The sequence below is a fragment of the Marinomonas atlantica genome, from assembly GCF_001639725.1.
GTDB classification, from domain to species: Bacteria; Pseudomonadota; Gammaproteobacteria; order Pseudomonadales; family Marinomonadaceae; genus Marinomonas; species Marinomonas atlantica.
The window spans coordinates 1-11,353 of sequence record NZ_LTAW01000009.1; the positions used below are offsets into that span (position 1 = coordinate 1).

Below are 11,353 nucleotides of genomic sequence, written 5' to 3' on the forward strand. Positions count from 1 at the left end.
TTTAAGACTTCAAAATTTTTAGAAGTCTCCAGCGAGCGCCCACACAAATTATCTGATTATCTATTTTAAAGAGCGTCCGACTTCGTTACCGCTTCGTTGCTGTGAAGCGTTGTCCGTGTCAGTGGAGGCGTATAATACGCATCTTAATTTTCAGTGCAAGCGGTTTTTATAATATTTAATTAAAAAGCCACTAAAATGTAATATTTACCCAAGGGGTATGTAGTTTTAGACGCTTTTTTAGGCAAAGGCAAGCAAAAAAGATCACGAAACGATCAACACGAATGTTTCAGAAGACTTAATCTATGCTGAAGCCTGTTCTCTACGACGCTTTATTTCGTAAACAACAGCTAAAATAATGGTAATCGCAATAAGCACCAAACCTAATGCATTCACTGCGGGCGTCAGTCCGGTTCGAACTTTGGAAGCAATGTAGACAGTAAGCGTTGTGTCATAGCCTTTTACAAAAAGCGTCGTGTTGTAGTTTTCAAAGGATTGCAAAAAAGCAATTACAGCAGCTGAATAGATAGCAGGTTTTAAATAAGGTAAAAGAATACGGCGAAACGTTTGCCATTGCGTAGCACCTAAACTCAATGCAGCATTTTCCAACGTGCGATCAAAACGCTGCAATCGCGCCAGCACCATTAACATGATATAAGCTGATATAAAGGTTGTTTGTGCGATGACCGTTAACACGATACCGCCATTTACAGAAAGCCCGCGCCAAAAGATAAGCGTGGAGATACCGACAATTACACCGGGGGTCAACAAGGGAGACATCATCAGCGAGTAAAGAAATGTTTTGCCGCGCCCTTCTACCGAGGATAAGAATAACGCGCAACTAACGCCAACAGGTACCGCTACCAACAACACCCCCAATGCCACTAAAGCACTGTTACCCAATGCTTCCCACATCGCGTTATCTTGCCCTAACGCCTCAAACCATTTCAACGTAGTGCCTCGCCACGGTGACACCGTAGGAAAGCGACTATCATTAAACGTAGCTAACCCCATAATTATTAACGGGGTAAACAAATACAGAAAAAACACACCTATATAGAAACGCACACCGAATTTTAGAATTGCAGCTGAATTCATCGGGCGATGTCTCCTAATCCCACTTTAAACACCTTCATCACCAAAGCAATAAAACCAATACATATAATCAACAACAAGAAGGCATAGGCCGCCCCCTGATTCCAATCTCCACCTTCAAAGAACCAATTGTAAATAATTTGAGTAAACCAACGGCTACCTGGCGAGCCGAGCAATGCCGGCACCGCATAACTACCTGCAGCCAACATAAAGGTCATGATGCAACCAGTAGCGATGCCCGGTTTAGAGTGAGGAATAACAACGCGATAATGAGTCCGCAGCCAACTTGCGCCCAAGTTGCGAGCAGCTTTAACCTGATTACTATCCAAACTTTCAATCGCATTATAAATTGGAAAGATCATGAACAAGATGTAGGCGTATACCATGCCGATCAATACACCACCATCACCCGATAAAAACCGAACAGGGCGATTAATCAGTCCCAATTCCAACAACAATGCATTCAGTGGACCTTTATAGGCCAAAATGATGTACCACGAAAACGTTCGCAGAATTTCATTAATCCAAAACGGTATAATGAGTAACAACAAACATAAGGCTGCCTGTCTAGGTGTAGCCACTTTCGCTAAATAAAAGGCCAATGGATAACTCACAATCAATGTGAGAAAGGTCACCAACACGCTTGACCAGATGGTTTTAAAGAAAATCGATAAATGGATCGTATTACTGAATAAAGTCGCGTAGTTACTGAGAGTATACTGATCCTTAATGCCACCAATCTCCGCTGGCAATAAGTTGGGCTTCAATGAATAATTCACCATAATTAACTGCGGTAGTATTACTAAGCCAATCAGCCATACTGCAATCAACGCCACAATCGAGACTGATAACGGACTCCCAAAGCGCTGCTTTAACTGATTAAACATCATTAGCCTCGCCTGCAATAACAATGGCATCCTGACGGTCAAAAGATAACGTTAACGCACTCCCTGCAATCATGGCTTCATTGTATTGATTGGCTCGTAGTTGTATCGCAACCACTTGCTGATTAACTAAGCTAGCTGTTAACGTCAGATAAGATCCCTCAAAATTGACTTCGGCCAGTGTAGCAGACAGAGTAAACTCGCCTTCACATCCAAGCCTCAACCCTTCTGGGCGAACAAATAACGTAGCGCTTACACTGGGCATTATTGATCGCTTTATACGACCAGCCAATGATCCAAGGTTACCTGCATCCACAACAGCGTAACCCTCGCTTGATTCCAGTACATTGCAAGGAATCGCGTTATTCTCCCCAACAAACGACGCAACAAACGCTGTTTCCGGCTCTCGATACAACGTAATAGGATCTGCTACTTGTTGCAGTTTACCCGCAGACATCACCGCTACACGATCAGACATCGTCAGAGCCTCACCTTGATCATGAGTAATATAGATGAAAGTAATACCTGTTTTACGCTGGATCTCTTTCAGTTCCGTACGCATATGCTGTCGTAATTTCAAATCTAGGGCAGATAAAGGCTCATCCAACAACAACACCTGAGGCTCAACCGCCAATGCACGGGCAATCGCGATTCGTTGTTTCTGCCCACCAGATAACTCTGATACTTTTTTATCCCCACTCCCCTCTAGCGCCACCAGTTCAAGCAACCGATCAGATATTTTTTTACGTTCAACTTTCGATACACCACGTACCTCTAAGCCAAACTCAATATTTTCTGCAACCGTCATTAACGGAAAAAGGGCTAAGTTCTGAAAGATCATTGATGTGGGTCGTTTGTTAGCAGGAACCCCTGCCATAGGCTGATCACCAATATAAACACCGCCTTCACTTGGCTCTAAAAATCCACTGATCATATTCAATATGGTCGTCTTACCGCACCCCGATGGACCAAGAAAACTAAAGAACTCACCGGACTCAATTTTCAAGTCCATTTTCTCGACAGCAGTAAATTCGCCAAAACGCATGATGGCATTGTTTAGGTGTACACTACGATCCATATAACCTTCTTAACTGGGTATTCATTAAACGATAAAGGCCCGCTCAGGGCGGGCCTTTGAAAGGCAATTGTATTATGCAGACAGGTAACGATCTTGATACTCGTTACGTAGAGCAACGTACCAAGGTTCTTGGATTGGCCACCACCAAAGGTTGGCAAGGTCTTGATCTGAATAGGAGTTATTAAAAAACTTTTTGGTTGCTTGAGGCAATAGCTCTGCCGCCCCTTTAGAGGTAGAGTTATAGCCCGTTGCCTTCACAAACATCGCGCCTGCTTCTGGGGTGTAATACCAGTTAATGAACTCGTATACGGCATCAACATTATTAGCATTCTTAGGAATCACAAAGCCTTCCATCCATGCCAAGGCACCCTCTTTAGGTGCGCCGTAAACAACTGGCTCTCCTTCTTGCGACAGTTTAAAGGCCGTGCTGTCCCATGTTTGGCCAATCACTGCACCATTGGTTCTAAACGCACCTTGCGCTTCATTTTCTGTTGACCAGAACTGTGCCACCATATCTTTATGCTTAGTCGCTTCTTTTAAGATCACATCAAAGTTCGCGCGCATAGCCTTTTCGTTTTTATAAGACTCTAACAACGGAAATGGTAGCTTGCCCATTTTTTCAAGCCACAAACCAATACCCACTAGCGCCGAATGGCCGCGAACTGTCACACCATCTGCGTGCTCTGGCTTCCAAAGATCACCATAGCTGAGATTATTTGGGTCCACATCCGCATATTCCCTGTTATACGTAATAGCCTCAGTCCCCCAATCAGACGGTGCAAAATAGCGCTTACCATCCACAACACCGCCCACTTCTGAACCAGATAAAGCACTCTCTAAGCACCCATCCCATTTGATACGTGTTGTATCTAGGGGCTGGACTAACTCATAGTCCACATAACCTGGCACACGATCCACGGTCGGCATAATGATATCAAAGCCCGTACCATCGGTTGCTCGTAGAGAGTTCATTAATTCATCATTGGTACCATAAGGCGTAAAGGTCGCATTGATGCCTGTCTTTGCCTTGAAGTCAGCCAGCATTTCATCGGTGATGTAACCTGCCCACGCATAAATCTTTAACTCTTTATTTGCAGCGATTGCAGAACTGATAGAAAAGGGTGTTGCAGCAACCGCTCCTGCAATGGAAGCCCCTTGCAGAAACTGGCGACGAGAAATGGACATATGGACTCCTTGTATGTGTTAGACGCACGCTTCCTAACAAAGGAAGTGTCATACCAAAATTGGTTTATCCGTATCAGTATTGGTCAAAGTTATTACAATTTAGTGACGAAAAAATGAACAGTCAAGAGTTTTTAAACCACTTGGACAATTTTTCTTTTACATTACGCTACATTAGCCATCTTATTGTGTACATTCTGATACATTTAAGTCTCTCGCAACATAAGTGTCACAATTCAATAATATTGTTAGCGCATCAATCACCTTGCCGAGAATTATAGAGAGACGATTTTGAAAATCTCCCATGTGACACGCGCCACAACATTTAGCTATCTCGTGATCGCTGCAGCGCTCGCCGCGCTCCTACTATGGAGCACACAAAGCTACCGGACAGCTTTTGAGCAAAATGACGCTTTTAATAAGGTATGGGAAGCCTCTGCGATACAGCTTGAGCAGAAAATTGAAAGCTACTTGTCTTCTGGCGAAGCATCGCTATTGCAAGAATCAGAAATATTTATCATAGAAGACATCAAACCAATGCTGATTCACCTACCTATCGATCTACAGGTATCACTAGAAGAACGTCTAGACGCAATTGTCGCCAGCTTGCAAACTGACGTTCGAGCATCTGGTAAACTATCAGGTAATCCGCTAGCTCTGATTGAAAACAACGAACGACAAATACGACTGTCTCTTGATTTCCTGCACAGTACTATTAACGATGCCGACGACAGTATTAATAATGACTTAGTCATGCGCTACCTTGCAGCTCAAGGCAACCTCTATGCGACATTTTCTTCATTACAGCAGTCTGCGAAAGATTACTTAAACAGCCCCTCACCAGATAATCGCAAGTTAGTAAACGAAGCCAATCAAAAACTGATCAATCAGGTTATTCTTTTTTCTAAACTGCCCGCATGGCAAACATCCGACACAGACACTGATGACAACACAGACGATTTATCAGCGTTAATGGGCTGGGGAAGTTCTGAAACGGCAGAAACCAGTGATACTTTTGAAGAGACCAAGAGTGAACTAAGCACTTGGGCAAATCGCTATATGAAGGACATTGAAAGCAGCTTAACTGTCATAGAACAAGCCAATCTTGCTAAATCAGCCATTCGCCTGCTAATTGATGACCTAAGTGATGAGCTTGATAAAGGCACTGCGACGATTCAAGCCGCCACAGCAAAAACTGAACGCAATACTCTGATCGCTTTCGGCGCATTTGTGATCATCATGTTGCTAACTACTCTCATCACTCACTTGTTCCAAAGTCGCGTTGTTGTCCAAAGCGCAAAAGACCTATACAACGCAGTGAAAGCGCTCGTCGACAGCGATGACATACACACACTAAAAGTCACCAACAGTAAAAATGAGTTATCAGAAGTTGCTCGCTATTTAAATCGTTATCTTGAGCAAATTGCGGTACAACGCCAGCAGCGTGATACCGAGCTTAAGAATATTTCCACATCGTTAAATGAGATGCTAAGCGCCTTTGGTCAGGTTCATGACATCAGTGTGGCCTCAAAAGAAGCGCTAGAGCAAACCGTTGAACAAGCGGCTCATGTAGACGTCCTAGCAAATAAAGCAGAAGTACGTGCAAAAGAGGTAGAAAGCTATGCACATGACACCAGCAACGCCATGGAGTTGAGCTCGAAACAAGTGTCAACACTTGAAAGCGCCAATGCGACAACGGTAGAACGATTACAGAAAAGTAAAACCGCATTAGGCAGCTTAGAAAATTCTGTATCCAGCGCCAACTCTATTGTCAGCGGTATTCGTGACATTGCAGAACAAACCAACTTACTGGCTCTAAATGCTGCTATTGAAGCGGCTCGTGCAGGTGAAGCAGGCCGAGGTTTTGCGGTAGTCGCCGATGAAGTCAGAACCTTGTCAGGTCGAACGCAGCACTCTCTTGAAGAGATCACATCCATTTTTGAGTCATTGACCAGTTCAACCTCCAACTTACGTAAAAACTTAGGGCTGATTGAGTCAGCAACATCAGAGCAGCGTTCATTAACCACAGAGTTAGGCCACTCAGCTAAGGAAGTACAAGAGAAGTCGTATCAGTCGACGGTACTTTCACGTAAAGCCTCAGGGTATGCCGAAGATCAAAAACGCAGCGTAAGTATGCTGACAGAAACCGTAGAAAAAGTCCGTTCTCAAGCAGATGAGTCAGAACAATTCTTAGCGGACATGACCACAAATGTCCGCCAAAAAATTGACGACATTACCAGCACATTAGGTATCCGTTCTTAACATGCTCATTCGAATAAAAAAGCCAGTGCATTTTGCACTGGCTTTTTAAATTCAGAATAATGCCGGACGCTTAAAACAGAACGCGCGCTTTAATCGTACCTTCTACTTCTTTCACTTTTTCAAGTGCTAGCTCACCAGTATCGGAGTCGACCTCCATCACCATGTAACCAAGTTTCTCGGTGGTACGTAAGAACTGACCTGAGATGTTAATATCGTTGTCAGAGAAGATCGAGTTGATCTTAGTCAGAACACCTGGACGGTTTTCATGAATATGCAGGATACGGTGCTTATCAGCTTGAGCAGGTAATGCGACTTCTGGGAAGTTAACTGCCGCAGTCGTCGTACCAATATCAGAGTATTGAATTAATTTAACTGCGACTTCAACACCAATGTTTTCTTGCGCTTCCATTGTTGATCCACCGATATGCGGCGTCAAAATAACATTGTCTAACCCACGCAGCGGCGACACAAATTCCTCTGCATTGCCTTTTGGTTCAATTGGGAATACGTCGATCGCAGCGCCAGCAATATCACCTGCTTTTACCGACGCTGCAAGCGCTTCAAGGTCAACGACCGTTCCACGAGATGCATTTAGGAAAATGGCACCTTTTTTGATCTGAGCAATCTCATTAGGGCCCATCATCAATTTGGTGCTTGGTGTTTCAGGTACATGCAGTGAGATTACATCGGATGTTGATAGTAACTCTTCAAGTGATTTAACTTGGCGAGCATTACCCAATGGGAGCTTAGTAATAATGTCATAGAAGCACACTTCCATACCCAACGACTCTGCCAACACACTAAGCTGCGTACCAATACTACCGTAACCAACGATACCTAAACGCTTACCACGAGTTTCAAAAGAGCCAACAGCAGATTTTAACCAGCCGCCACGATGACATACTGCATTTTTCTCAGGGATGCCACGAAGCAGCAGTATCATCTCGGCTAAAACTAACTCAGCAACACTTCGTGTATTGGAAAACGGCGCGTTAAAGACAACAACACCCTTGCTTGAAGCAGCATCTAGGTCTACTTGATTGGTACCAATACAGAAACAACCAATCGCGACTAATTTATTCGCGTGCTCAAGCACCTTTTCAGTGAGCTGAGTGCGTGATCGAATACCGATAAAATGAGCATCGGCAATTTTTTCGATCAGTTCGTCTTCTGGTAAAGCGGTTTTATGATACTCGATGTTTTCATATCCTGCGGCATTTAACGCCTCAACTGCAGATTGATGAACACCTTCTAATAACAAAATTTTGATTTTTGCTTTTTCTAAAGAAGTATTACTCATGATTTTTTATATATCTCTATGGTTTCTTATGGGGTATTTTTAAAAGATATGTTACCACACTGGCTAAATTGTCGTAGTAGCAGATGCCGTAATGAGCTTCATCTTTAATGGAGTAATACTCAACTGAACAATAATTTACATCTTATCTACGCATTTTAACTGGCAAGGTAGCGCCATCGGCACTAGAATCAAGATGTTCAAAAGATAATCAATGGGAGGTGAGCCATGGCCATCGAAGGAATTAACAACAGTATCGTTAGTCAGTTTAACGACCCAGAATTGACGAATACACCTGTTGTTCAACCCAACACAGGTAACGGGAGCAATAGCCAAACGGCAAATGCCGCACCGCAGTCTGTAGATGTGTCCGTTAGTATCTCACCCGAAGCTCAGCAGTTAGCTCAAGATAATGTTGCCTCTAGAACCGTTGCTCAAACGTCTGCTATAGAAGTTGGTGCTGATGTGGCCACTGCCTCTGAGTTTGGAGCCAATGCAACATCTAACAACGCCGCTGTTGCAGCTCAGGTTTCGGGCAACTCCGGTAACACATTAAACGCCACACCTTCGAACTCAAGTCAGAGTGGTAGTGTGGCGTCCCAATACAATATTAGTCCTGATTCTGCTCTAGGTCAGACAATCAACTTCTCAGCCTAACCCTGCTGTATTGCTGCCTTAAGTGCTGCATGGAAATTAGAACGACTTACAGTCGTTCTAAAAACACACCAGCTTCAACGTGATGGGTATAGGGGAATTGATCAAACATCGCAAAGCGCATCACCTTATGTGTCGAAGACAACGCTTCTAAGTTACTTCTCAATGTTTCTGGGTTGCACGATATGTAGAGAATTTGATCGATCTTTCTAACCAACTCGACTGTTCCATCGTCCAATCCTGCGCGCGGTGGATCTACTAATACCGCCGAAGGGTTTAATGTATCCATACCTGCTTGAGCCAATGCTTTAGGTAAAACTCCATCGCCATTTAGTGCATCAGATACGTCTTCACTCGCCATTTTGACCACTTGTACGTTACTGACACCGTTCATAGCAACATTCAAGCTTGCAGAGTTCACAGATACTTTTGCTATTTCAGTACCAATCACTCGATCAAAGCGACGCGCTAATGGAATGGAGAAGTTCCCATTACCACAGTACATTTCCAACAAATCACCAGAGCATTCTTTGGTCACATCAAGAGCCCATTCAAGCATTTTCTCACTGATGCCCGCATTCGGTTGCGTAAAGCTGTTTTCAACCTGCTGATAGTGATACTTGCGTCCATGGACCGTCAGCGTCTCCATCACAAAGTCACGCGTGAGTATTTGTTTACGCTTACGACTACGACCAATGAAATGACATGCTGGGAACAGCTCATTAAGCTCTACTGCTGCTTGATGCCACACCTCATCAATAGGCTTGTGGTACAGCATACTAATCAGTGCCTCGCCCGTCGTCGTCGTAAGGAAATCTACTTGGAACAACTTATGTCTTAGTATTGGAGTATCTCTAATGGCATCTAACAGCTTTGGCATCAGTTCATTGATCAGCCTAGACGCTGCCAAGAACTGATCGACTCGAATTGGAGTACGCGGATCAGCGGAGTCAAACATGGCATAGAACAAGTCATCGCCATCGTGCCAGATACGGAACTCAGCTCGCATCCGATAATGGCTTGGAGCACTTTCGAACACTTCTAGCTCTGGCATATCAAGGTCTGCCATCAGCTCAAGCAACGAGTCTTGCTTCGCCTGTAACTGAGCTGCGTAATGTTCTGGTTGAATTTGATCTGGTCTCATGCAGTTTTCCGCTAAAGGTTCGAGAATATGGGCGCGGCATTATACAAAGAGTCTGCTTACTTTGCGAACGATGACCGCTGAAACTAGCCGATTAAAGAAACTCTGGGCCTAATAGCACTTCCAGTGAAGCACTCAAGGACACCTCTGCTTTGTAATCATTATCACGCTCGTAGGTAACTTGAGGCTTTAACTGACCTATTAACCAGTCATCGTACATAAGACGCTTATATTCAACGTAATACAAAAAGCTCTCTGCTCGTGGCGTCGAGCCTTCTTGCAAGTAACTGACTTGGTAGCGCAGCTTACTTTTATCCGATAAGTCATGATTCAAATACACGTTTTGACGCCAATATGTTTTCGAATCAACTTCTAAGTAAGTCACACCAAAGTCAGCACCAAACACATAACGATCACCTATCGGCCTTAATGCTTTAATTCCGTAACGACCACCGTATCCAAGAGAATAGTAATCAAACAATGACTCTTCTTGTTTAAAAGTCCACTGCCCTAATCCGTAGTCTTGTTCAAAGGTAATGCGTACAAACGGGTCAACAGGCATTTCTACTAACAGGCCCATATCAATGTTCGCATTCCATTCTTCTTTGAAATAACGCAACATCGTTGCAAAGCGAGTATTTTGAGCCGATTGTAAAATATTCTGGCCTGGCTCATTATCAACACGACGATTATCTTGTGTCAGTCGATCAGCATCCGATTCGATAATGAGGTCTAACCGATCTTCTGTATAAGGTAAATCCAGCTTTGCATCTAAGTTAAAGAAGCCAGATACACCTTCCTTACCCTCAATAATCGAGCCAAAACGCATACTAACAAAGCTAGTTGAAACATCTTCATGCCGTTGACCTGAAAAAAAAGCATCAAGCCCATTAGACCATTCACCGACTTTAGTAGACATGGCCTCATGAGTCGACTTCCACCATTCACTCTCTTGTGATTCAGAAGAAGTCGTCTTGATAGGATCCGCATAAATAGCAGGGACCAGAAGCACAATCCCGCTAAGTACCTTCCCTATTTTAAGCAAGCTCTTAAACAACCCAGCCATTACATTTCTCGCAACATTGCACGAATCATAAGAGACGAATTTTGTGCCGCCACGGTTAAGTACTCTTCAAAACTTGCTGGAGATTCTTTGTCCGCCACATCAGATAAAGAACGCACCACCACAAACGGAACCAAAAACTTATGACACACTTGCGCCACTGCAGCCGCTTCCATTTCAACGGCTTTAAGAGAAGGGAATGCAGCCCGCACTTTTGCCACTCGCTCAACTTCACACATAAACACATCTCCAGTGCCGATTAAGCCAACTTTTGCTTTTGCTTGACCCACAGAGGAGACCGCTTGCAGAGCTTTCTCAACCAACGCTGGATCAGCACTGAACGTCGCCGGCATACTGGGCAGCTGTCCAATAGCGTAACCAAATGCAGTCACATCAACATCATGGTGAACCACCTCATTTGAGATAATCACATCACCTACTTCAAGCTCCGCGTCAAACCCACCTGCTGACCCTATATTAATCACAACAGACGGATCAAAGCTGGCCATCAGCAGTGTTGTAGAAACGGCCGCGTTGACTTTACCAATCCCTGATTTAAGCAATACGACGTCTTTGCCATCCAGTTGTCCAGAATAAAATTCACAGCCAGCAACACTTGTTTCCTGAACATCGGTCATCCACTCTTTTATAACAGCAACTTCCTCATCCATCGCACCGATTAAGCCAATTACACTCATAT

10 protein-coding genes are annotated in these 11,353 nt (G+C 44.0%); 2 read left to right on the forward strand and 8 right to left on the reverse strand.

Features of this window, described 5'->3' with window-relative positions; all coding sequences use genetic code 11:
* Nucleotides 1-300 precede the first annotated feature (300 nt).
* From AYW75_RS15095 to AYW75_RS15110, 4 genes are all read right to left on the reverse strand, one after another.
* A complete protein-coding gene (locus tag AYW75_RS15095) occupies nucleotides 301-1,095 on the reverse strand; it encodes an ABC transporter permease (protein WP_067101152.1) in 795 nt (264 codons plus the stop codon).
* Complete coding sequence (locus AYW75_RS15100) at nucleotides 1,092-1,979, reverse strand: ABC transporter permease (RefSeq protein ID WP_067101447.1); 888 nt, start codon at nucleotides 1,977-1,979, stop codon at nucleotides 1,092-1,094. The genes AYW75_RS15095 and AYW75_RS15100 overlap by 4 nt, the downstream gene beginning before the upstream one ends.
* Nucleotides 1,972-3,054 carry an ABC transporter ATP-binding protein gene (locus AYW75_RS15105; protein WP_067101154.1) on the reverse strand — a complete coding sequence of 361 codons (1,083 nt, stop codon included), beginning with the start codon at nucleotides 3,052-3,054 and terminating at the stop codon, nucleotides 1,972-1,974. The genes AYW75_RS15100 and AYW75_RS15105 overlap by 8 nt, the downstream gene beginning before the upstream one ends.
* 72 nt (nucleotides 3,055-3,126) lie before the next feature.
* Entirely contained in the window at nucleotides 3,127-4,239 is a 1,113-nt protein-coding gene (locus AYW75_RS15110) for a substrate-binding domain-containing protein (RefSeq protein ID WP_067101157.1), read from the reverse strand.
* A gap of 288 nt (nucleotides 4,240-4,527) precedes the next feature.
* Between AYW75_RS15110 and AYW75_RS15115 the strand changes: the two genes are divergently transcribed.
* On the forward strand, nucleotides 4,528-6,498 hold the full coding sequence (locus tag AYW75_RS15115; protein WP_067101160.1) for a methyl-accepting chemotaxis protein: 1,971 nt from the start codon (nucleotides 4,528-4,530) through the stop codon (nucleotides 6,496-6,498).
* 70 nt (nucleotides 6,499-6,568) lie between these two features.
* On the opposite strand, the gene serA is transcribed toward AYW75_RS15115, so the two are convergent.
* Nucleotides 6,569-7,798, reverse strand: coding sequence for a phosphoglycerate dehydrogenase (gene serA, locus AYW75_RS15120; protein ID WP_067101163.1), 1,230 nt, complete (start codon nucleotides 7,796-7,798; stop codon nucleotides 6,569-6,571).
* Between the two features lie 225 nt (nucleotides 7,799-8,023).
* On the opposite strand from serA, the gene AYW75_RS15125 reads away from it, so the two are divergent.
* Nucleotides 8,024-8,452, forward strand: a complete 429-nt coding sequence (locus tag AYW75_RS15125) for a hypothetical protein (protein WP_067101166.1) — start codon at nucleotides 8,024-8,026, stop codon at nucleotides 8,450-8,452.
* Nucleotides 8,453-8,498: 46 nt separating this feature from the next.
* Here the strand turns inward: AYW75_RS15125 and trmA are convergent, their stop codons facing one another.
* From trmA to mtnN, 3 genes are all read right to left on the reverse strand, one after another.
* The gene (trmA, locus tag AYW75_RS15130; RefSeq protein WP_067101169.1) at nucleotides 8,499-9,593 is read right to left on the reverse strand and encodes a tRNA (uridine(54)-C5)-methyltransferase TrmA; all 1,095 of its coding nucleotides are present in this window, start codon (nucleotides 9,591-9,593) and stop codon (nucleotides 8,499-8,501) included.
* A 91-nt stretch (nucleotides 9,594-9,684) separates the two neighbouring features.
* Nucleotides 9,685-10,656 carry a hypothetical protein gene (locus AYW75_RS15135; protein WP_067101172.1) on the reverse strand — a complete coding sequence of 324 codons (972 nt, stop codon included), beginning with the start codon at nucleotides 10,654-10,656 and terminating at the stop codon, nucleotides 9,685-9,687.
* The gene (gene mtnN / locus AYW75_RS15140; RefSeq protein WP_067101175.1) at nucleotides 10,656-11,351 is read right to left on the reverse strand and encodes a 5'-methylthioadenosine/S-adenosylhomocysteine nucleosidase; all 696 of its coding nucleotides are present in this window, start codon (nucleotides 11,349-11,351) and stop codon (nucleotides 10,656-10,658) included. The genes AYW75_RS15135 and mtnN overlap by 1 nt, the downstream gene beginning before the upstream one ends.
* Between the last annotated feature and the right edge of the window lie 2 nt (nucleotides 11,352-11,353).

Excerpts from the sequence above, each read along its gene's own strand:
- AYW75_RS15095 (WP_067101152.1), bottom strand. The coding sequence starts at position 1,095 with ATGAATTCAGCTGCAATTCTAAAATTCGGTGTGCGTTTCTATATAGGT.
- AYW75_RS15100 (WP_067101447.1), bottom strand. The coding sequence starts at position 1,979 with ATGTTTAATCAGTTAAAGCAGCGCTTTGGGAGTCCGTTATCAGTCTCG.
- AYW75_RS15105 (WP_067101154.1), bottom strand. The coding sequence starts at position 3,054 with ATGGATCGTAGTGTACACCTAAACAATGCCATCATGCGTTTTGGCGAA.
- AYW75_RS15110 (WP_067101157.1), bottom strand. The coding sequence starts at position 4,239 with ATGTCCATTTCTCGTCGCCAGTTTCTGCAAGGGGCTTCCATTGCAGGA.
- serA (WP_067101163.1), bottom strand. The coding sequence starts at position 7,798 with ATGAGTAATACTTCTTTAGAAAAAGCAAAAATCAAAATTTTGTTATTA.
- AYW75_RS15125 (WP_067101166.1), top strand. The coding sequence starts at position 8,024 with ATGGCCATCGAAGGAATTAACAACAGTATCGTTAGTCAGTTTAACGAC.
- trmA (WP_067101169.1), bottom strand. The coding sequence starts at position 9,593 with ATGAGACCAGATCAAATTCAACCAGAACATTACGCAGCTCAGTTACAG.
- AYW75_RS15135 (WP_067101172.1), bottom strand. The coding sequence starts at position 10,656 with ATGGCTGGGTTGTTTAAGAGCTTGCTTAAAATAGGGAAGGTACTTAGC.
- mtnN (WP_067101175.1), bottom strand. The coding sequence starts at position 11,351 with ATGAGTGTAATTGGCTTAATCGGTGCGATGGATGAGGAAGTTGCTGTT.